This is a genomic window from Vibrio floridensis (genome assembly GCF_021852965.1).
In the GTDB taxonomy this organism is placed as follows: domain Bacteria; phylum Pseudomonadota; class Gammaproteobacteria; order Enterobacterales; family Vibrionaceae; genus Vibrio; species Vibrio floridensis.
This window is the reverse complement of the sequence record NZ_JAKGCY010000005.1, coordinates 167,293-188,205: the sequence shown is the minus strand read 5'-3', so window position 1 is coordinate 188,205 and position 20,913 is coordinate 167,293. Positions and strand designations below refer to the sequence as shown.

Sequence of the window (20,913 nt, the reverse complement as noted above, 5' to 3'; positions counted from 1 at the left end):
TCTTGATGTTTTCTATTTGGGCTAAAGCATCGTGCCATGTTTGTATGAAAACGTCACAATGGCTGAGAAACAAAACCTCAACGATGAGGCTGAGGTTACGTTTTTCGCTTATTGATCGGTAAGTAATAGCACCACGAGTTCACTTGGTCCGTGCGCGCCATAGGCCAGAGTTTGTTGGATATCCGCCGTTTTAGACGGGCCAGAGATCAACAGTGCATTGGTCGGCATATGATGTGCCCACTCTTGCTCCACCATGACCTCTAGGAAATTGCACTTGAGAGTCGACTGTTTGATCACGGCGATGTGCTTAGGAGGCACCAAGGACAAGGTTCTTGGCTCATATTCGCTTGGCCACAACACCAAAGCACCAGTGTCTGCAATACCGGCTAAAACATGAGTAATACCGACATCGATTTGGTTAAAAAGCTCACTCTTCCATTCTTCAATGTGGCGTTCAAATTCCACCACTTTCACTTGAGTGAGTCCGTTGCGAAAGGCGTGAATGTACTCTCCATCCGTGCCAATAGCGGCGGTTTGACATGCTTTGTCTGACACAATACGCGCGATGGTGGATTCGAGTTGTGACGCTTCTATCGTGTGCATTTCGGCGTGGCTGGCTTCCATGGCAGCGATGAAGCGGCGCACTTTTTCATCCTGAGTGACATTCTGTTCGTGTCCCCATGGTTGATAACTCAAGTGCGCAGAACTTTTTTCAATCGCGTTGGCGGCTTTGAGGCGATTGAGTATGTTGTTTTTCGCATGGCTCATGATTCACCTCTTTTGCGTTTTTCTGCCATCAATTGGTGTAAGGATTTTTCTGCCGGTTTTGGCGCAGTGCGGCATTGTGTCCAAGGGCCGAGATTTGCCGGAAGTAGGTTACGCATTTTGCTGGCGATGGCCGTGCCTGAATGGTAGAGCGAGGGATGGCTAGCGGCGTAAGCAAAGCCTTTCATTGCTGCCGTTTCCAAACCACTGTGCGCCGCGTTTTGGCCGCGAAGTGGAGCATGGTTTGGCATGGGATCATTTTTCGCTTCTCGTCGCAGGCGTTGCAACATTTCAGGAATGGGGATGCGTACCGGGCATACTTCTCCACAAGCGCCGCAAAGGCTTGATGCGGTAACAAGATCCTGTGTTTTTTCCAATCCTAGTAAATGAGGAGAGATGATCTTACCAATAGGGCCGGGATAGACGGTGCCATAGGCATGGCCACCAATTTTGGTGTAAACAGGGCAGTGATTCATGCAGGCGCCACAGCGAATACATTGCAGCGTTTTGCGTAACTCTTCATCTTGATAAGCTTGTGAGCGGCCATTATCAAGTAGCACCAAATGCACTTCTTGTGGGCCATCTTTTTCACCATTTTTACGTGGTGAGGTAATCATATTGAAATAGGTGGTAATCGCTTGTCCGGTCGCACTACGGGTTAATGCGCTGTAGAGCGGCGGTACGTCGGTCAAAAATTCCACCACCTTTTCAATGCCAGTAATCGCAATGTGCACATTCGGCACGGTGGTGGACATGCGCCCGTTCCCTTCGTTCTCCACCAAACACAAGGTGCCTGTTTCTGCAACGGCAAAGTTGACGCCAGATAAACCAATATCGGCATCGTGAAATTTTTGTCGTAAGCGCTGGCGGCCAGTTTGAATCAAAGCATCTACATCGGTTGTTGGCGTGAAGTTGTCGAGATTTTTCTCGAAGGTATCACTCACTTCCTGCTTATTTTTGTGGATGGCTGGCATGATGATGTGGGAAGGTTTATCGCCGTCGAGTTGGACGATGTATTCCCCCATATCACTCTCTAAGCACTCAATCCCCAGTTTCGCCATCTCATGGTTCATCTCAATCTCTTCGCTGACCATCGATTTACCTTTGATGATCATTTTCGCCTGATGAGCGTTAGCAATGCTGGCAATGATGCTATTGGCTTCGTCAGCATTTTCTGCCCAATGGACATGAATACCGTTGCGATAGCAGTTGAACTCAAGCTTTTCTAGCAGTTGCGGTAACTTGCTTAAGCAGCGTTGACGAATGGCTTCCGCCAGATCTCGAATCGCTTTTTCCTCGGCAGGATCGGCAAAGGCGAGTTTACGTTTGTCGCGCAGATAATCCATCGCACCACGGAAATTGGCTCTGAGCTGCGGGTCCGCGAGTGCGACTTTGGCTTGCTGATGGAACTGTTGCGGAGTTTGTGACATTAGGCTTTCCCCCCAGTTCGTTCGAGTAGAAAACTGGCCAAGTGGCGACCTTTGATCGCTTTACCTTGATATTCAAATGCCCCGTTGATATTGAGCAAGCAGCCCCAGTCTGCGCTAACGAGTGTCTCAGCGGCAGTGGCCTCGATATGGCGAGTTTTGTCTTCCACCATGGCTTGAGAAATGTTGGGATGACGAACAGAGAATGTCCCGCCAAAGCCGCAGCACTCGCTTTCGTAATCTTGCATGCGCAGTTCAACATTATTGAGTTGTGAAAGCAGTTCTGTTGCGGTGACATGCACATTCATTTCCCGACGAGCCGCGCAGGAAGTGTGCATCACCACTGAGGTTGGTTGACCTTGGTCATTGAGTTTGACGCGACACACATTGACGAGAAATTCGGTGAGCTCAAAAACTCGGTCACAGAATTGGCTCACTTGGGCTTCTTGCGAATCGCCTTTAAAAAGACGGCGGTAATGATGATGCATCATGCCGCCACACGATCCCGATAACACAATCACGGGGTAGCTTTGCGGAAATAATTCAATTTGGCTGAGGGCAACTTGTTTGGCTTCTTCATCGTATCCAGAAGAGTAAGCTGGCTGGCCGCAACAGGTTTGTTTTTCAACAAAGATAACGTCAATGCCTTGCTGCTCGAGTAGTGTCATGGCATCGAGCCCTGCTTCTGGGTCAAACATGTCGACGAGGCAAGTGGCGTAGAAATAAACTTTGTCAGGTTTTGCCGGATAAATACGCATTGGCAGTGCTCCCGTGTAAAGAATGGCGTAGTGGTCAGCGGATAGCGCAGTGACTACGCTATGGTTGTCGGGGTATGCGACCGCTACGCCATATTGGTTTGGCGGCAGGTTGCACCTGCCACTCGTTGTCGTTATGAATCTGGCTATCTACGGTGTCATGAGTGCATCGGTGATCTGCAAACCGTAAATCAGTGTCAAACCGATGATGCCCGTGACTACAAGGTAGTAGAAAGTTGGGATAATGGTTTTGTGTCGTGTCGTATCTTTGATATCCATCGGGCCTGTTTTTTACACAGGTAAAGCGTATTGATTTGTAACTCCGTTGTTAATGCTGTGTGAATTTACCCCTTTATTTTTTATTGATATAGGGAAATAATGAAAATCATTCTTTCCAAAAATGACATAATCCAATGCGTGCAGATGACTTAATCTTATTTAGCCAAGTGGTTGAACAGGGCAGCTTTAGTAAGGTGGCTGAAGAAAATAGCCTTACAAATTCGGTAGTTAGCAAAAGAATTGCGCGACTTGAAGAAGAAATTGGCGCTCAATTATTATATCGAACAACGCGAAAATTAACCCTGACCGAGGCGGGCAAGGCGTTACTGCATAGTGCCAAAAATGTGAAGCAAGCCACTCAGGAGGCTATGGATGCCGTTGCAGGCTTTGGAGAGAATGTCAGTGGCCATATCAAAATGTCGGTACCGACGATTTCGGGAGATTTGATATTGGCGGATGCGGTTGCCGAATTTTGTAACCAGCACCCAGGATTAACCGTCGATATGTCGTTAGATAACCGATTTGTTGACCTCGTGTCAGGCGGCTATGATCTGGTCATTCGCACCGGCTATCTTGAGGATTCCAGCTTGATTGCTAGGCACATTCTCGACTCTCAATGGGTGGTGTGCGCTTCTCCTTCTTACATTGCCAAACATGGTAAACCGCTAATCCCTTCCGATTTAACTCAACACAACTGTTTGCAGTATGCCTACCAAACCACAGGGGCGTCAGAGTGGGAGTTTAAGGGGGAAAAAGGCAACTACATTGTGCGAGTGGCAGGGTGTTTTTCGACCGACAACGCAACGGCTTTGCGCAAAGCGGCGTTAGGTGGCCATGGTATTGCCTATGTTCCTCGCTGCTTGGTGTACCACGATTTTCGTAATGGTCAGCTGGTGGATATTTTTCCAGAACAAGTTGGTAAAAAATTGGGCATCTATGCGGTCTATCCGTTCACTCGCCAGCCACCGAATAAAGTGCGTTTATTAATTGAACATATTCGAGAGCGTTACCTGACCATTTCCCACTATTTTTGAGTGTTGCTGATGTTGAGAGGCGCTGACTTTGATTGATGATAAGTAATAAATTGCGATTGAGTCATCATTTCAAGAAATGTTGCAATCTTTACCTTGAAAACCGCGTAGTAAGCCCTAAGTTAAGGGGTGAAAATTATTCTCATTACAACCATAAGCAAACCCTAAAGCATGAAGGCCATTTGGCCTTCATGCTTTTTATAGAAAGTGCTTCACACAAAGAGTCACAAGGACGTTATGCAATACATCAAAACACGTAAAGACCCAATTGTTGATCATTACTTCGGCCATGCGGTGGCCGATCCCTATCGTTGGTTAGAAGACGATCGCAGTGCAGAAACCACAGAGTGGGTATCAGGGCAAAACGCCATCACATTTGACTATCTAGGCCAGATTGGTTTTCGCCAGCAACTCAGAGAGCAAATCGCCGCGAGTCAAGATTACGAAAAATCTTCTCAGCCTTTTGTGCATGGGGAATACACCTACTTCTACAAAAATGACGGCTTACAAAATCAAAGTGTCCTCTATCGCCGCAAAGGTGACGAAGCTGCGCAGGTATTTCTTGACCCGAACGGGTTTTCTGACGATGGCACGACCTCACTTTCTGGCGTGTTTTTCTCAAAAGATGACTCGCTGGTGGCGTACACCATTTCTGAAGGGGGAAGTGACTGGCGCAAGATTTTTGTGATCGATGCTGAAACAGGTGAGCAAATCGAACCTGAAATTGTCGATGCGAAATTTACCGGTGTGTCGTGGTTGGGCAATCAAGGCTTTTACTACTCGCGTTATGACAAGCCGCAAGGCAGTGAGCTGTCAGCCAGAACAGAACAGCACAAACTCTATTACCATCAACTGGGCACGCCACAATCCGATGATGTGTTGGTTTTCGGCGAGGCGGAAGGCGAACTGCATCGCTACGTTTATGGACAGACAAGCGAAGACGATCGCTACTTGGTAATCAGTGGCCACGAGTCAACGTCGGGTAACCGCTTGTTTTATGTCGATCTGCAAAGTGATGAGCGCCAGATTTACACCTTGTTGGATCACGTTGACTCTGATACGCATTTGCTGGATTCGACCGATCGTGAGTTTCTTCTCTACACCAACTTGGATGCGCCAAACGGTAAAGTAGTGAGTGTGGACATTGAAAGTGGTCAATGGCGTGATTTAATCGCCGAGCAAGATCAGCCTCTCGAGGTGGTTGCGGCAGGTGGTTATCTTTTTGCGACCTACATGGTTGATGTGCTGTCAAAAGTCGTGCAGTACAGCTACCAAGGGGAAAAAGTTCGAGAAATTACGCTGCCCGGCGAAGGCACCGCAACGGGGCTCGAAGGGAAGAAAAGCCAAACCACGCTCTACTACACATTCACCAATTACGTCACACCGCCGACGATTTTCTCGCTGGATGTGAACAGCGGTGAATCGCAGGTGTTCCAAGAGTCTAAAGCGCCGTTTGATCGTCACCAATACGAATCTCAACAGGTGTTCTACCCATCGAAAGATGGCACCTTGATCCCGATGATCATCTCCTATAAGAAAGGGATTGAACTCAACGGTAAAAATCCGACGATTCTCTATGGTTACGGTGGCTTCGATGTCAGTTTGACGCCTGCCTTTTCAGGTATGGTAGCCAGCTGGCTTGAGTTGGGTGGCGTTTACGCGGTCGCTAACTTACGTGGTGGCGGTGAATACGGTAAGGCTTGGCACAATGCTGGAACGCAATTGCAAAAGCAGAATGTGTTTGATGACTTCATTGCCGCCGCAGAATATTTAATTGAACAGCAATACACCAGTTCGGACTATTTGGCGATTCGTGGTGGTTCAAATGGTGGTTTGCTTGTTGGTGCCTGCATGACTCAGCGACCAGAACTGTTCAAAGTGGCACTGCCTGCAGTTGGGGTGTTGGATATGCTGCGCTACCACACTTTCACCTCTGGTGAAGGTTGGAAATACGACTACGGCACCTCGGCGCAAAGTGAAGAAATGTTCCAGTATTTGTTAGGCTACTCTCCGGTACACAACGTGAAGGAAGGCACTGCCTACCCAGCAACCCTTGTGACCACGGCCGATCACGATGATCGTGTTGTGCCTGCGCACTCTTATAAGTTTATTGCCGAGCTGCAAGAGAAGCACCAAGGCGCGAATCCGGTATTGATCCGAATTGATGTCAATGCCGGGCACGGCGCGGGTATGCCGATGAGCAAAATGATCGATCTCTCCGCAGATATCTATGCGTTTACGTTGTTCAATATGGGAATCACCGCATTAAAGTAATCCGTTTATTCATCTAAGGGATGTAAAAATGCCGCGATATGTTCGCGGCATTTTTGTTTGTGACTCTTATTTTCAGCCCAAGTCACTATTGGGTTGGCGGCCAAGCCAAAGAACAGCCATGTTCTACTTTTTCCATTGACGTTGTAATGTGAACTTGCGAGTTGGTCCTCGTTTGAGTCGACTTAAGCGACTTCTTCAATCTGTGGCTCATCGAGATCAAACGACGCGCTGATGAGCTTTTTGGTGTAGTCACTTTGCGGCTGGTGGAAAATATCGTCAGCACTGCCTTGCTCCATCACTTCACCTTTTTGCATCACCAGGACGCGATCAGACAAGGCTTTAACCACCGAAAGATCATGACTGATAAATAGATAACCGATGTTGTATTTTTTCTGCAGATCTTTAAGCAGGTCGATGACCGTAAGCTGAACAGAGCGATCCAGCGCCGAGGTGGGTTCATCGAGCAGAATAAACGCAGGTTTGAGGATCAACGCCCGTGCAATCGCAATGCGTTGACGTTGGCCACCGGAAAATTCGTGTGGATAACGGTTAATCGACGTCGGATCCAAACGCACTTCCTTCAGCGCTTCGCGTGCCATGCTCATACGCTGCTGCTTGCTTAGCTCTGGGCGGTGAACCGTCAACGCTTCGGTGATGATTTCGCCCACTGTCATACGCGGTGACAACGAGCCATATGGGTCTTGAAACACCATCTGTACTTGTTTCTTGAGGTCAAAACGTGCTTTTTCGCTCAATTGAGCAAGTGATTGACCTTGAAATTCGATCTCACCAGTGGAAGGCAGCAAACCGATGAGCGCGCGACCGAGAGTCGATTTTCCAGAACCCGACTCACCGACGATACCGAGTGTTTCGCCTTGCTTTAATTGCAGCGAGATACCTTTAACTGCTTCGAAATATTGGTTTCGACTCGGTAAAAAGTGCGGTTTGACGAGAAACTTAACACGAATGTCTTGTGCTTTGAGCAGCATCGGGGCAGATTCATCAACCGCTTCTTTGCTTCCTTTAGGAATCGAATTGATCAGCATCTTGGTGTAGTCGTGCTGAGGGTTGGCAAACAACGCTTGTGTGCTCCCTTCTTCAACGACTTCCCCTTTGCGCATCACCAGCACGCGATCGGCAAAGTGTTTTACCACGCCCAGATCATGGGTGATGAACAAAATCGCCATGCCCATCTTGGCTTGAATCTCTTTGATCAGATAAAGTACTTCCGCTTGCACCGTGACATCTAATGCCGTGGTGGGTTCATCTGCAATCAAAATTTCGGGTTCATTGATCAACGCCATGGCGATCATGATGCGTTGCAATTGACCACCAGAAAATTCGTGAGGGAATTTTGAATAAGCCTGTTGCGGATTCGGCAAATGAACGAGTTCGAACAACTCGAGTACTCGGTGTTTGGCCTGTTTTTGCGTCACCTTACGGTGACACATCATTGCTTCTGCAACTTGGATGCCCACACGCATAAACGGATTGAGTGACGTCATTGGCTCTTGGAAAATCATCCCGATGCGATCGCCTCGGACCTTGCGCATCGCTTGCTCTGATTTCTCAAGAATCGATTCCCCTTCAAACAAAATTGATGATTCCGAATGGACAATCGCGTTATTGGGTAACAGTTTCATCAAAGCACTGGAAGAGACAGACTTGCCAGAGCCAGATTCACCAACAATCGAGAGGGTTTCTCCGGCTTGGAGATCGAAGCTAACATTCTTAACTGCATCGACGATTCCATCGTTGGTCTTAAAACTGACCGAGAGGTTGTTCACCGTAAGAATGGTTCTTGATGACATTGTAATTCCTTGTCTTAGTTAAGGACGCGAGTAGCGTGCTGTGGAGCGCTACCATGAAAAAGTTGTAGCGTTGCAAACTGCGCGTGAGCGCGGTTGACTTGATCTAACTCCAGCATCCATTGCGCATTTCGCTGTGCTCGGCAAAATGCCGTCATGTACGAGAGCAAATCATCGCAATGTTTGCTTAACATGGAGTGCACACGTTGAATGAGTTCACTTTGCTCCAGTGCCACAAATTGGAACAGAGCATAGGTGTTGTTGAGGGTAGAAAAAGCGTCTTGATAGAGCCCCATACGGTTATACAGTTCTGACTGCATGATACTGGCGTCACGTAATCCGCTGAGTAAACAAACGAGCTGACACGGTTTGAGTTCACAGTCATGCGCGGCTGCCTGAATATGGGTAGGCAAGTAAGTAAGCACTTCACTGAATAAGTGATGAGCTTCCGGCCAATGACCTTGTTCCATTAACTCTTGGGCTTTAAGAAAGCGCATCCAGCATTGTTCGATGTTCACGTTACTCTCCTGTCTAAAACGCGATTCTTGAAGTTTAAATGAAAATTATTATCAAATGCAAATTTATATCATTTGATTTCATTGATTAACAATTGCTGCATTTCTGCTCACTTACGCTGGCGTGTTGCATAAGTCACTAAAAATTCTATTAATTCCGACTAGACTTGAGGTAGTGTGGAGAAAAGAACCTCCTGAGAGCTCAATATCAGCGATGAATGGATTGAGCTAACTGGGAAGAAAGACAAGAACAAGAAACAAGGAGGCAGCGATGGCGATTCAAAGATTATCTGCAGCACAACTCTATTCTGTAGCTGAGTTAGAGCAACTGCCATGTAAGTCAACCAAGGAGTTGGCTCCGATTGACGAGATTGTAGGGCAAGAGCGAGCACAAAAAGCGGTTGAGTTTGCTATGTCAATCAAGGAAAAAGGGTACAACATCTACGCCATTGGTCAGAATGGACTGGGTAAGCGCACGATGATTTTGCGCTACTTAAACCGCCATCAACACGATGTGGATGCGCTCTATGATTGGTGCTATGTCGCGAACTTTGAAGATATTCGTACACCTAAAGTGCTTAAATTGCCACAAGGTGTTGGGGTGCGTTTTCGCAACGATATCGAAAAGTTAATGACCAAGCTTGTTAACGCGATGCCTCTCGCGTTTGACAACGAAATGTATTATTCGCGAGCCGATAAGCTAAAAAACCAATTGGTGCAAAAGCAGGAGCAAGAGCTCGAACGGATTACCAAAGATGCCAAAGAGAAAGGCATCAGTTTGACCATCACCACGCAAGGGGATTATCAGTTCGTTGCGTTGAACGGTGAAGAGCTGCATACAGAAGAGACTTTTGATGCCCTAAGCCGTAAAGAGCAGGAGTACTTTGGTGCCAGTATCGACGAGCTTGAAGTGAACCTTCGTTCGATGGTGCGCCACTTAACGGAGTGGGAAGAGTCTTACAGCGAGAAAATCAAAAAGCTCAATGACGATGTGACTCGCGATGTGATTACGCACTTTATCAAGCAACTTAAACTCGATTATTCACAATATCCTGAGATCAAAACTTATTTAACGGAACTGCAAAAAGACATCATCGAAAACGCCGATATCTTTTTGGAAGAGACGGGTGAGCAAGGTGAAGTGGCCACTGCTTCTCTTGATAAGAAACTGCCGCGCCGCTACAAAGTGAACGTGTTGGTGAGCCGCAAGACGGGTGAGTTTCCAATCGTTGTCGAAGAGACACCAAACTATCACACCTTGTTTGGTTCGATTGAAACCGCGACGTTCAAAGGCACGGTATTTACCGATTTCTCCTTAATTCGTGCGGGTAGCTTGCACAAAGCCAATGGTGGCGTGCTGTTGATGGATGCACAAAAAGTGCTTGAGCAGCCGTACGTGTGGGATGGTTTGAAACGAGCGCTTCGTTCTCGTCAGCTCAGCTTTACCTCGTTAGAAAAAGAGGTGACGTTGACTGGTGCGGTGTCACTTGATCCGGAACCGATTCCGCTCGACATCAAGATCATTTTGTTTGGCGACTATCGCACGTATCAGTTGTTACAACACTACGATCCAGAGTTCAGCGAGCTGTTCCGTGTCACCGCCGATTTTGAAGATGAAATGAAACGCACGCCGGAATCTGAACTGCAATACGCGCGCTTCATCTCCAGCGTGGTGCATGACAATGGCCTGTTGCATTGCGATAAGAAAGCCATTGCTCGTATCATTGAGCACAGCTCGCGTCTGGTGGGCGATCAGAGTAAGTTGTCACTTCATTCTGCTCATATCGCTAACCTGCTGCGCGAGTCTAATTACGTGGCGAAACAATCCAACGCCAATATGATTCGCATTGGTCATGTGGAAGAGGCATTGAGCAATCAAGAAATGCGGGTAAGCCGCTTGCAAGATGCCGTGATGGAAGGCTTTATCAATGGCACTACGCTGATTCGTACCGAAGGTAATGCGGTGGGACAAGTGAACGCTTTATCGGTATTGAGCACCAGTGACCATGCGTTTGGCGCGCCAAACCGTATTACCGCCACCACCTGTTATGGTGAAGGTGAGGTGATCGATATTGAGCGCAGCGTGGATTTGGGTGGCAGCATTCACTCTAAAGGCGTGATGATATTGTCGGCTTACCTCTCCTCGGTGTTTGGCCGCAATGCGAAAGTGCCATTGACCACCACGATCACGTTTGAGCAATCGTATGGCGGCGTGGATGGCGACAGCGCCAGCATGGCGGAGTTGTGTGCCGTTGTGTCGGCGTTTTCCAAGCAGCCAAACCGACAGGATATCGCGATCACTGGCTCGATGAACCAATTTGGTGAGTCACAGCCGATTGGCGGGGTAAACGAGAAGATCGAAGGCTTCTTTGATGTGTGTGTCATCAAAGGTCGTCATGATCAACAAGGGGTGATTATTCCACGCTCGAATGTGCATAATCTGATGTTGAGACCAGATATTGTTAAAGCCGTAGAAAAAGGCGATTTCCATATTTGGGCGATTGACCATGTCACTGAAGCGATTGAGATCTTTACCGGCAAATCGGCGGGCGAGCCCACCGATGATGGCAGCTACCCCATTGACACTATCTTTGGTATTGCTCAAGCGAAACTCAATGCGCTAAGAAAGTAATCATTAATAAAAATCAATAACTTAATAATTAATTTAATCGTAACAAAGACGGCTCCTAAGGGAGCCGTTTAATGTTGAGTTATTATCATTGATATGAGAGTTGTGAGTGTGACGTTGTTAGTGAGTTCTGAAAATTCGCTATCTCTTTTCAGGTTCACTGGGTTGTATTAACACTAGTCGTGATTTTTTTAGTGCGCAAATATTCCACAATTTATTATTAAATTACTTAATATTTATGTGAGATTGATTCCATATTAATGGGGTTGAATGAAAAAATTGGCCCGATGGGCCAATTTCATCTTCAATAGCATGCATCGGCAGTGTTAGCGCTGAAAAGTGACTTGTTCACGCTCTCCAAGGTGGATGTGCGTTGTCGCAGGTTGTGTTTCTGCAATCACTTTACCGTGACGAACAGAGTAACGAACTGGCACTTGGCGACGCACTGCATCAAAACCATTTTCCGCAGGAAGGATCAGTAAGCTACCAGGTTTACCTGCTTCAATGCCGTGTTTGTCTTGAATGTTCAGTGTACGCGCTGAGTTGGTGCTGATCAGATCAAGCGAGTTGTTGATTTGGTCGTACCCCATCACTTGGCAAACATGCAGACCCATGTGCAGTACTTGCAGCATATTGGCAGTGCCTAGTGGGTACCAAGGATCAAACACGTCATCGTGACCAAAACAGACGTTGATGTTGGCATTGAGCATCTCTTTTACGCGCGTGACACCACGGCGTTTCGGGTAATCGTCAAAGCGACCTTGAAGGTGGATGTTGACCAGCGGGTTTGCCACGAAGTTGATGCCCGACATGCGCAGCAAACGGAATAGGCGAGAGGCGTACGCACCGTTGTAAGAACCCATTGCGGTTGTATGGCTTGCGGTTACCTTGTGACCCATGTTGAACTTGTGCGCCAGTGCGGCAAGCGTTTCAACAAAGCGCGATTGCTCATCATCAATCTCATCACAGTGCACATCAATCAAACGGTCGTATTTTTGTGCCAGTTCAAACACATAATGCAGCGACTCAATGCCGTATTCACGAGTAAACTCAAAGTGAGGGATCGCACCAATCACATCCGCCCCCAATTGAACCGCTTCTTCTAGCAACTCTTTCCCGTTCGGGTAAGACAGAATGCCTTCTTGCGGAAACGCTACGATTTGGATGTCTACCCACTCTTTCATCTCTTCACGCACTTCCACCATCGCTTTTAGCGCGATTAGCGTCGGGTCTGATACGTCAACATGAGTACGAACGTGTTGCACACCGTTGGCGATTTGCCACTTGAGCGTTTGCTTCGCGCGCGATTTAACATCTTCAATCGACAGCGTCTCTTTGCGTTCAGCCCAACGCTCGATGCCTTCGAAAAGTGTCCCGGAGATATTCCAGCTTGGCTCACCCGCGGTTTGCGTGGTGTCTAGGTGAATGTGCGGCTCGCAGAACGGGGCGACCGCCATGCCGCCCTCGGCATCAAGAACGTCACCGGTGTAATTGAGTTCGACATTGTTGTTTTCAATACGCGTGAATTGACCATCCTCAATCAAAATTTGCTGGAGACCTTCCTGTCCCTTAAGCGTTGCGTTCTTGATCAATAGTGTTGTCATGATGGTTCCTTACGCTGGCAGTTCGGCCAGTCTCTTTTTATTTAGAATAGGATTGAGAATCAGGTAGCTGATTGTGCCGCCGAGTACCGCGTTGATAGGTACTACACCTGGAAGGAAGTGACCTGCGGCCACTCCAATCGCTACAGCGATAATGCCAGCCCAGTTGACGGTTTGGAACTCTGCTGCGGCGAAATTGGAATAACGTTTACGGTTGATAAAGAAATCCGCAATGATGACGCCACCAATGGGTGGAATGGCAAGCGACAGGAAGGTTAACCAGCCGACAAAGTTATTGTACAGCCATAGTGCGCATAACGTGCCGACCAAACCGTTCACCATGGAGATGTATTTGCTTGGCAAGCCTGTGATGTTAGAGAAGCCTAGACCGGATGCGTAAAGCGCGTTGTCGTTGGTGGTCCAGATATTCAAACCAAGCACAATGATCGCCGGGATAAGCAGACCTTGCGCAATCATCACTTCGGAGATGTCGGATTGACCAGTGACTGCCGCGCCCGCAGCACCAAAGATAAACATCAGTGAGTTGCCGATAAAGAATGCCACCATAGTGACCATCACCGCGCCTTTTGGCTTTCTGCCGAATCGTACGAAGTCTGCGGTCAGCGTCCCTGCACTGATGAAAGAGCCAACCACCATGGCGAGAGCCACAGAGAAGTCCAGCGGTTGCGCAGGTTGTACTTTTTGTAGTTCAGCCACACCACCCACGCTGTTTACCGCTTCTACTACCGAGTATCCGCCGAGTAACGCAATTGCGGGTACAGCAATGGCAGATAACACCATCAGCGCAGAGATACCGAAGTAAACCGTCGCTGTCATTAATAGACCAGAAATGATGATGAGGGTATTGGTATCAATGCCTGTCGCTTTGTTGACTGGAATCGCAAACATCGCCACGCCAACACCAAACCAACCGACTTGTGTACCACCAAGCAGTGCTGAGGGAAGCCAAGAGCCTTTAGAGCCAAAAGAGAAACGAGCAAGAAGGTGAGTAGAGAGACCAGTAGAAGCGCCGATGTAACCTAGGAAAGAAGTGTAAATACCGAGGATGAGGTTACCAATGAGAACAGCGAGGAAGAAATCGTTAAATGAGAGTCCAGTACCGAGTGAACCGCCCGTCCACATACTCGCGGAGAAGAAAGTGAGCCCTAACATCACCATGGTTAAAGACGCAACGCCTTTTCTGGCTGAGTTGGGAACCGGGCCCAAACTGAAGTTATTATCGGCCGCCATTTTTACCTCCACGATACAATAGAATAGTCATTATAGACCCAGATTTTGGGTAAACGGCGCGTATTATGGTGATGAAAATGTTGGTGTCAATCGCGTTTTTGATAATAAAACGTTTGCATTTGATTTTTTTGTTTTTTGTTCAATAAAAACAAATGGATGGGATTTTAATATATTAAAAAATAAAGAATGGTATCGCGTTTGCTTTATTGTTTGCTTTTATGATTTATCTAACATTAATACGCTTTGCTTGTGAGCATGGGTGAGCAGCCGCTCACCCACTTTCGATCTAGGCTGTGACGGCAGTGCAGAAACTGACATCCGCGTGCTGGGTCTGTGGATCATAGGAATGATACAGCTCAAAGCAAGGACGCTCATCCGACTCTAAGCCACGCTCGACAAGCCGTGCCATCAACTCGTCCCACGCGGTGGCATATTGCGCGTTATCGGTAATGGTTTTACGGATGAACGCGTACTCACCGCCAGGAAAGTCTTTGATTTCGATCTCTCCATTGCCCTCCGCCTTTTCACAGTTGAGCAAGCAGATGTCCGTTCGACATTTGTCCGCAGGGGTAATCTCAGGGTTATCGTGATAAATGAAAATACAGGTGTTGCCCGCCAAACCACGCGGTCCTGCCCATTGATATAACTTTTGTGTTGCTGGTTCGTAGTTTTTGCCGTACTCACCAGTGACACGAATATAGGCAATTTTACTGGCTGGGAATGTTTGAATATCCATTGTGCTACTCCATGTTTGTGATTCCCCTCCAGTGTATGAGGGTTCAGTGAATGCTTCGTGTCCATTCTTGCGCAGCGTGTGTCCTATCTTGCTCTCTTGTAGCACCAGAGCAAACTGTTCAAGCGTTTCACACTGTCGAATCTGTGAGGGCGTAAGTCCAAAATGCTGCCGAAATGCTTTCGCTAAGCTTTGCGAGCTGGAGAATCCATAGTCTAGCGCTACCTCAGTCACGCTGGGTTTACTGTAAAACAGCAGATTGGCAATCTTTTCCAGTCGAAGGCGACGCAAGTATTCATTAAGCGTCTCACCAGTGACCGCTTTAAAGATGCGATGGAAATGGTAAGGAGAAAGGTGGGCCAAACGAGCCACTTCTTCTAGGTTTAGAGGCGTGTCAAAGTGGTTCTCGAGATAGCGAATCACAGGGATCAAACGTTGTTGATAATTGGTTTTCATAAGCATGACGGATGGATTGCAATGATGGATTTTGAATAATGAATCTCTCGATAGCCTAAGAGAATTTGACAAAGAAAGGAAAGTGTTTCGTAGGGAAGTTAGAGCAGATAGATAAAAAAAGAGCCAACCGCAAAAGGTGCGATTGGCTTATATATTTGTGAACAAATCAAGTTCACTAACAACGTCAGTTGGCTAGGTGACCCTCGGCTTAATAAGGGTCAATTTTATATAAGCAGAAAGCGTGCCAACTTTGTTTTGTCTTAAAAACCGCGTTTTTAGCTGGGTTTCTGTGACAATGGTTGCTTAATGGAAAATGTCCTTTGCAAAATGAAAATGCAATATGCGAAACATAATTAAAACGCTATTGATAGGTTAATGTAATAATTGGGCAATAAATGTACTGTTTTTTCTTCACTCAATAAAAAACGGAAGACGAAGCTTCCGTTTATCAGCGAGTTGCAGGATGAAGTGCTTTACAACATGACCAAGCTGGCTGTGCCGAGAAAGGCAAAAAATCCGACGACGTCAGTGACGGTGGTCAGAATAACCGACCCCGCTAATGCGGGATCAAGCTCCAGTTTATCGAGGATGATTGGAATCAGCACACCGAACATCGCAGCGGTAATGATGTTGACCACGATAGCAAGCGCAATGGTGCCACCAATAACGGGTGATTGGAACCAAAGCGCGGCTAATCCACCGATGATCACCGCCCATAAAAGGCCGTTAATGGCACCAATACCAAACTCGTTTTTAAATAGCGCAAAACGGTTGCCTGGGGTAATTTGGTTTAATGCCATGGCACGAACCATCAGCGTGAGTGTTTGACTACCGGCAATGCCGCCCATGGAAGCCACAATCGGCATCAATACTGCCAGCGCCACCACTTGCGATATCACGTCTTCAAACAACCCGATAGTGACGGAAGCAAGGATAGCGGTCAGCAAGTTGATGCCGAGCCAAACGCCACGTTTTTTAGAGCTTTTGACCACAGGAGCAAACAGGTCGTCCCCCTCATCCATACCAGTACCGGCCATTAAACGCGCTTCGTAAATCTCCCTTTGCGTGGTAAGGGCGAACTGCCAATCCACTTCGCCAATCAGGGTTTGGTCTTCATCAACAACCGGAAGGGCTGGCAACGAGCTGTGCTCGACGGCTTCGACGGCTTCCGCCAGTGCCATCTTGCTGCTTAGCAGAATGACCGGGTCAATCACCAGATTTTTTAAAATGGTACTGCCTTCACTACGCAGAATTTCGTAGTAATTGACGACGCCACGAAACTGTTTCTTTTTGTTGATAAGATAGACTTGCTGTGGTGTATCAAAGCTGTATTTCTCCATCAACCGTCTTGCACGGTCAACCGAGATATTAAACGGGAGAGTAATGATCTTTCGCTCTGCCCAGCGGCCAAGCTCGTCATCACCATACTGGTTTGCAAGATCGAACAGCTCTAGCTCTGATTTTTCAATCAGAGAAAGGGCTTCATTGATGATCTCTTCTGGCAGAGAGTCTGCCCATTCGATCAACGATAAGTTGTCTAGCTTGGCTAGCGTTAGCTTGAGTTCAATTTCTGACAAGGCATTGATGACGGAATAGCGTGCGTCGGCACGCATGTCGGTCAACACATCAATGTGCATTTCCAGTGGCAGAGCACGCCACAACCGAACACGATCATCGACAGGTTGCGATTCTAAAATTAAAGCGATGGAACCCGATTCTAAGCCAGAGTCGATAGAGTCATTAAGCAAAACAACCTGTTCGGCATCTTCTGCTTTCGCGATCTGCTCAATCAGTAAGGGTAGATCCTGATATTCACTCACAAAGTATCCCCCGAAAAAATAAAAACGAAAAAATTATAATGTTCGATAAGGTACTGGAAAGCGCAGTGAAATCAAAGCGTACAGAGGAAATAAAGTGATTGGGCGGTGAAAGTAAGGCCGTAAAATACGGCCTTGAGTGTTTAAATGGAATAAAAGAAGTAAAGTTGTGACTTCATGCGGATAATGATGCCGCGGATCACATCGAGAAACGCGAGGAATCCGATCGGTTTTTCACCGCTGACCCATGCCAAGCCCACTGAGCCGACAGGCAAGTCGTAGCCTTCTGGTTCATCAATTTTTAAACGCACAAAGTGATGTTTGTTGGCGAGGTTTTTACCCGTGGTCATTCGCACTGAGTCATCCCAACCGAGCAGGTTGCCTTGTGCTTCTCCAGTCGCCTCGACAATGCCTTCGACTTCCGCAGAGAAAATTTTTCCGGGGTAGACCGAAGAGGCGAACTCCGCCATTTGTCCCGGTTTGATATTGCGAATGGCTTGGTGATTAACACGCATCAAAACGTATTTTTCGTTGGTGTACATTTGCAGCCTTGGCATCATCGAAACACGTTGCCCTTCACGCAAAATGAAGTTGGTGACAAAGCCATCGGCTGGTGCGTAAACCAAGGTACTGTCGAGCTCCCATTGCGCTCGCGCGACTTGCTCTTTCGCTTTGGCAAGATCCGCCGTGCGGGTTTCGACGGCTAATTCTGCTTTGGTAATGTCGAGTTTTGCGCGGCTTGCATCGACTTCTTTCTTCTTTAAAGAAGATTGCAAAGTGACGATGTTCTGTTTAGCCAGCTCCACTGCCGTTGTCTGCTTGTCGATGTCATTCTGCGTGATGGTGTTCTTCACCACTCGGTTTTGTTCGACGTATCGCGTTAAGGTTTTGGCTTGTAACTGATGGTCGGCCTTCGCTGCTGCCAGCTGACTTTTTGATGTCTCAAGATCTTGCAGCGCCGCCTCATAGCTCGCCTGAGCAATGGCGATGTCTTCCTGCGCCACTTTAAGTGCCACTTGCGCGGCTTGGCTTGTCACTTGGGCTTGGTTGAGCGCAATTTGAAAGGGGGTGTCATCCAGTTGATAGATGAGTTGGCCTTTATGGATTGCTTGATTGGGCGAAATGTAGATTTTCTCAACTTTACCGTTGACGTTGCTGGAGTCCGGGCGCAATTGAATGTGTGGCGATTGCACCACTGAGCCGCCAGAGATATCCATCGGCGTAAAGTTAATCAGCCCGACCCACACAAACATCAGCCAAGAAACACCACCTAGGTAAGCAAAAGCTTTTGTCCCTTTGTTCCAAGGCATACCCACCATGCGCAGCAAGTAGATGAACAGCGCCCATACCGCTAAACCTTCAATCATTGCGCGTTCTCCTCTTGAGTGACTTCGCGTTCAGGCGTGCCTTTCCAAGTATCACGCAGGTGAATAATCGCTTTGTCCATATCGACAAAAGCGAGGATGACGGCCAGTACCCATACCCAATGCCACAAAAATCCAATCCAGGTGAGGGCGGTAATGAGTCCAATTTGATGGTGATCTTTGCTGTGTGCTTTGTTGATCGGAAGCTCGTGAATCTTCCAAAAACCAAATCCAGCTGCAGCGACGCTTGCGACTAACACGAAGGTCGCGACAACATGCAGTGCCGTGTCTGCGCCTGTTCCAACAAAAGGGACACTAAGTAGACTCATTCATTTCTCCTGTAATCTTTTCGCGTCATTGTGTTCAGGATTTGAAAGTGGTCTTTATTTGTGACAGATTAATTCAAAATTTAACCTTAATTGACGTGATCTGTTTATGGATATCAAATCGGTGCGCTTCATCCGTGCCATTTCTATAGTGAACCTCTACTTCAATGCGAAGCAGAAGTATGGTTTGGACGAGGGGCAACTGATCATTCCTCACTCCGTGTTTCAGCAACCGATGAACCTGATCCCGCTTTCTGAAGTGAATCGTATGTACGCCCAGCTGGAGCAGGCGACCGAACCCGATTTCATTCTTAATTTGACCAGTGGAGTGGACATAGCAAAATTTGGCGCAGTGGGGCGTTGGTTGTTTTCAGGGCATGATCTCTCTACAACCATCCGACGCATCAACTACGGAGTTAGCTGTCTGCAATCGGGGGCGTTTTTGGCGGGTGCTCAGATTGGCTCTATCGTCAAATGGACATACGACAATCCTTTTGTTCACACCGATGTGAAAGTTCACGACAGTATTCGCATCGCGATATTTATGACCAAAGTATTGCGAGAACACCTTGGCGAAGACTTTTGCCCAAAACGGGTGATGATTTCAGGCTCACGACAAAACCGTCAGCGTTATCAAGATTTTTTTGGTTGTGAGATCGGTTGGAATCACAAGCGTACCGAAGTGTGGCTCCATTCTGACGAGCGTTTGGCGGTTAGGCAGAAAAAACCAATAGCCAACAAGCGGCTGGCAATGAACTTTGCTGATCTGGATGATTTACTCAACATGCCGGTGCCAGATGATGAGCTAAAATCGATCTACGAGCTGGTCAACTACAGCTGTCATTATGGTTTACCAACGCTTCACCGAGTTGCTGAATTGATCTCGATGTCAGAACAGCAACTGCAGCGGCGGTTGCATGCACTAGGGCTAAATTTTTCGACGGTTTGCGGATATGTCCTTAGCAACCAAGCGGTTAATGCACTAACGCAAGGGGTATCCATTGAGGACATTTCTCGGCGATTAGGTTATACCAATATTGCTAGCTTCAACCGCATGTTTAAGAAACATCGTGGAGTGACGCCCAAAGAGTATCTACAGCGCTTCCACGATGTTCGTTAATCGTTCAATGGGGCAGAAAACCATCGTTTGCCATACGCTGATGCGTAATCCGGCGATGGAATTTGGCCCGCTTGTTCATCCACACCCACTAATGGCCCGACAACGGTTCGGTAGGGTAAGATGCCCGCCCAAACGGGGCGATCGAGATCGCTGCTATCGTCATTGACACCAAATGCACTGATTTTTACCGAAGCTTCTTCCAAGCCGATGGCGAGCAGCTCGGTGGCATTGAGCTCTTTTTCGTTACTTAAGCGAACCTGCTCGGTGCGACCAGGGGCAATCTGCTCAATAAAATGATTCAACAAACGATCCTTTTCTGCATTCTCTTCTATCACATTAAATTGACCAAAAACCACCGCGCTTCGGTAGTGGGCACTGTGGTGAAAGGCAGAGCGTGCCAACACCCAGCCATCAAATAAAGTAAAAGTGAGGCAGGTATTTTGCCCTGATCTCAGCGCTTTGATTAAGCGGCTGTTTCGTGCGCCATGAATATAGACTTGGTTGTCAACACGCCAAGCAAGCATCGGGATGACAATGGGTCCCGAGGCATCCGAAATGGCGATGTGAGCAATCAAGCTTTCATCAATGATCCGATGTAACTGCTCGACATCGTGCACTGCTTTACGTGCCGCTTTTTTAATTTGAGTCCTGTCCGTTGCTGATAACATACTTCTCTCCCTTTCGTGCGAAGTGCTTAGATGACACGAACAATAAAGACAAATTGGTCTAGCTATAAGGTCCAATTTTGATTTATGTTTAGAT

General features: G+C 47.5%; 17 protein-coding genes. 4 read left to right on the top strand and 13 right to left on the bottom strand.

What is annotated here, in order from left to right; all coding sequences use genetic code 11:
• Nucleotides 1-108 precede the first annotated feature (108 nt).
• The 4 genes from LZU85_RS10735 to LZU85_RS20900 form a co-directional block, all read right to left on the bottom strand.
• The gene (locus tag LZU85_RS10735; RefSeq protein WP_176298216.1) at nt 109-768 is read right to left on the bottom strand and encodes a LutC/YkgG family protein; all 660 of its coding nucleotides are present in this window, start codon (nt 766-768) and stop codon (nt 109-111) included.
• On the bottom strand, nt 765-2,195 hold the full coding sequence (locus tag LZU85_RS10730) for a LutB/LldF family L-lactate oxidation iron-sulfur protein (RefSeq protein WP_237287066.1): 1,431 nt from the start codon (nt 2,193-2,195) through the stop codon (nt 765-767). The genes LZU85_RS10735 and LZU85_RS10730 overlap by 4 nt, the downstream gene beginning before the upstream one ends.
• Nucleotides 2,195-2,950, bottom strand: coding sequence for a (Fe-S)-binding protein (locus LZU85_RS10725; RefSeq protein WP_237287065.1), 756 nt, complete (start codon nt 2,948-2,950; stop codon nt 2,195-2,197). The genes LZU85_RS10730 and LZU85_RS10725 overlap by 1 nt, the downstream gene beginning before the upstream one ends.
• Before the next feature lie 147 nt (nt 2,951-3,097).
• A complete protein-coding gene (locus tag LZU85_RS20900; protein ID WP_255199154.1) occupies nt 3,098-3,226 on the bottom strand; it encodes a hypothetical protein in 129 nt (42 codons plus the stop codon).
• Between the two features lie 134 nt (nt 3,227-3,360).
• Between LZU85_RS20900 and LZU85_RS10720 the strand changes: the two genes are divergently transcribed.
• The gene (locus LZU85_RS10720; RefSeq protein ID WP_011152506.1) at nt 3,361-4,260 is read left to right on the top strand and encodes a LysR family transcriptional regulator; all 900 of its coding nucleotides are present in this window, start codon (nt 3,361-3,363) and stop codon (nt 4,258-4,260) included.
• A gap of 234 nt (nt 4,261-4,494) precedes the next feature.
• The gene (locus LZU85_RS10715; protein WP_108654553.1) at nt 4,495-6,531 is read left to right on the top strand and encodes a prolyl oligopeptidase family serine peptidase; all 2,037 of its coding nucleotides are present in this window, start codon (nt 4,495-4,497) and stop codon (nt 6,529-6,531) included.
• A gap of 182 nt (nt 6,532-6,713) precedes the next feature.
• Here the strand turns inward: LZU85_RS10715 and LZU85_RS10710 are convergent, their stop codons facing one another.
• Nucleotides 6,714-8,342, bottom strand: coding sequence for an ABC transporter ATP-binding protein (locus LZU85_RS10710; protein ID WP_206626770.1), 1,629 nt, complete (start codon nt 8,340-8,342; stop codon nt 6,714-6,716).
• 14 nt (nt 8,343-8,356) lie between these two features.
• A complete protein-coding gene (locus LZU85_RS10705; protein ID WP_176298212.1) occupies nt 8,357-8,857 on the bottom strand; it encodes a hypothetical protein in 501 nt (166 codons plus the stop codon).
• Nucleotides 8,858-9,125: 268 nt separating this feature from the next.
• Here LZU85_RS10705 and LZU85_RS10700 point away from each other — a divergent pair, with 268 nt between their 5' ends.
• Nucleotides 9,126-11,486, top strand: a complete 2,361-nt coding sequence (locus LZU85_RS10700; RefSeq protein ID WP_206626769.1) for a Lon protease family protein — start codon at nt 9,126-9,128, stop codon at nt 11,484-11,486.
• 323 nt (nt 11,487-11,809) lie between these two features.
• Here the strand turns inward: LZU85_RS10700 and LZU85_RS10695 are convergent, their stop codons facing one another.
• From LZU85_RS10695 to LZU85_RS10670, 6 genes are all read right to left on the bottom strand, one after another.
• Nucleotides 11,810-13,087: a cytosine deaminase gene (locus LZU85_RS10695; protein ID WP_015728188.1), complete on the bottom strand. Its 1,278-nt coding sequence runs from the start codon at nt 13,085-13,087 to the stop codon at nt 11,810-11,812.
• Nucleotides 13,088-13,096: 9 nt separating this feature from the next.
• The gene (gene codB / locus LZU85_RS10690) at nt 13,097-14,335 is read right to left on the bottom strand and encodes a cytosine permease (RefSeq protein WP_176298210.1); all 1,239 of its coding nucleotides are present in this window, start codon (nt 14,333-14,335) and stop codon (nt 13,097-13,099) included.
• A gap of 286 nt (nt 14,336-14,621) precedes the next feature.
• The gene (locus LZU85_RS10685) at nt 14,622-15,524 is read right to left on the bottom strand and encodes an AraC family transcriptional regulator (protein WP_176298209.1); all 903 of its coding nucleotides are present in this window, start codon (nt 15,522-15,524) and stop codon (nt 14,622-14,624) included.
• Nucleotides 15,525-15,997: 473 nt separating this feature from the next.
• A complete protein-coding gene (locus tag LZU85_RS10680) occupies nt 15,998-17,344 on the bottom strand; it encodes a magnesium transporter (protein ID WP_176298208.1) in 1,347 nt (448 codons plus the stop codon).
• Nucleotides 17,345-17,484: 140 nt separating this feature from the next.
• Nucleotides 17,485-18,708 (bottom strand): HlyD family secretion protein, encoded by a 1,224-nt coding sequence (locus tag LZU85_RS10675; RefSeq protein ID WP_237287064.1) that lies wholly within the window; start codon nt 18,706-18,708, stop codon nt 17,485-17,487.
• A complete protein-coding gene (locus LZU85_RS10670; RefSeq protein ID WP_237287063.1) occupies nt 18,705-19,034 on the bottom strand; it encodes an MFS transporter in 330 nt (109 codons plus the stop codon). The genes LZU85_RS10675 and LZU85_RS10670 overlap by 4 nt, the downstream gene beginning before the upstream one ends.
• A gap of 106 nt (nt 19,035-19,140) precedes the next feature.
• Here LZU85_RS10670 and LZU85_RS10665 point away from each other — a divergent pair, with 106 nt between their 5' ends.
• Nucleotides 19,141-20,151, top strand: a complete 1,011-nt coding sequence (locus tag LZU85_RS10665; RefSeq protein ID WP_237287062.1) for a helix-turn-helix domain-containing protein — start codon at nt 19,141-19,143, stop codon at nt 20,149-20,151.
• Here LZU85_RS10665 and LZU85_RS10660 read toward each other — a convergent pair.
• The gene (locus tag LZU85_RS10660; protein WP_237287061.1) at nt 20,148-20,819 is read right to left on the bottom strand and encodes a pyridoxamine 5'-phosphate oxidase family protein; all 672 of its coding nucleotides are present in this window, start codon (nt 20,817-20,819) and stop codon (nt 20,148-20,150) included. The two genes, LZU85_RS10665 and LZU85_RS10660, sit on opposite strands and share 4 nt — an antisense overlap.
• Nucleotides 20,820-20,913 lie beyond the last annotated feature (94 nt).

What these genes read in the sequence shown, in the direction of transcription:
- LZU85_RS10725 (WP_237287065.1), bottom strand. Translation starts at nt 2,950, where the DNA reads ATGCGTATTTATCCGGCAAAACCTGACAAAGTTTATTTCTACGCCACT.
- LZU85_RS10685 (WP_176298209.1), bottom strand. Translation starts at nt 15,524, where the DNA reads ATGAAAACCAATTATCAACAACGTTTGATCCCTGTGATTCGCTATCTC.
- LZU85_RS10715 (WP_108654553.1), top strand. Translation starts at nt 4,495, where the DNA reads ATGCAATACATCAAAACACGTAAAGACCCAATTGTTGATCATTACTTC.
- LZU85_RS10695 (WP_015728188.1), bottom strand. Translation starts at nt 13,087, where the DNA reads ATGACAACACTATTGATCAAGAACGCAACGCTTAAGGGACAGGAAGGT.
- LZU85_RS10665 (WP_237287062.1), top strand. Translation starts at nt 19,141, where the DNA reads ATGGATATCAAATCGGTGCGCTTCATCCGTGCCATTTCTATAGTGAAC.
- LZU85_RS20900 (WP_255199154.1), bottom strand. Translation starts at nt 3,226, where the DNA reads ATGGATATCAAAGATACGACACGACACAAAACCATTATCCCAACTTTC.
- LZU85_RS10675 (WP_237287064.1), bottom strand. Translation starts at nt 18,708, where the DNA reads ATGATTGAAGGTTTAGCGGTATGGGCGCTGTTCATCTACTTGCTGCGC.
- codB (WP_176298210.1), bottom strand. Translation starts at nt 14,335, where the DNA reads ATGGCGGCCGATAATAACTTCAGTTTGGGCCCGGTTCCCAACTCAGCC.
- LZU85_RS10710 (WP_206626770.1), bottom strand. Translation starts at nt 8,342, where the DNA reads ATGTCATCAAGAACCATTCTTACGGTGAACAACCTCTCGGTCAGTTTT.
- LZU85_RS10700 (WP_206626769.1), top strand. Translation starts at nt 9,126, where the DNA reads ATGGCGATTCAAAGATTATCTGCAGCACAACTCTATTCTGTAGCTGAG.
- LZU85_RS10720 (WP_011152506.1), top strand. Translation starts at nt 3,361, where the DNA reads ATGCGTGCAGATGACTTAATCTTATTTAGCCAAGTGGTTGAACAGGGC.
- LZU85_RS10730 (WP_237287066.1), bottom strand. Translation starts at nt 2,195, where the DNA reads ATGTCACAAACTCCGCAACAGTTCCATCAGCAAGCCAAAGTCGCACTC.
- LZU85_RS10660 (WP_237287061.1), bottom strand. Translation starts at nt 20,819, where the DNA reads ATGTTATCAGCAACGGACAGGACTCAAATTAAAAAAGCGGCACGTAAA.
- LZU85_RS10670 (WP_237287063.1), bottom strand. Translation starts at nt 19,034, where the DNA reads ATGAGTCTACTTAGTGTCCCTTTTGTTGGAACAGGCGCAGACACGGCA.
- LZU85_RS10735 (WP_176298216.1), bottom strand. Translation starts at nt 768, where the DNA reads ATGAGCCATGCGAAAAACAACATACTCAATCGCCTCAAAGCCGCCAAC.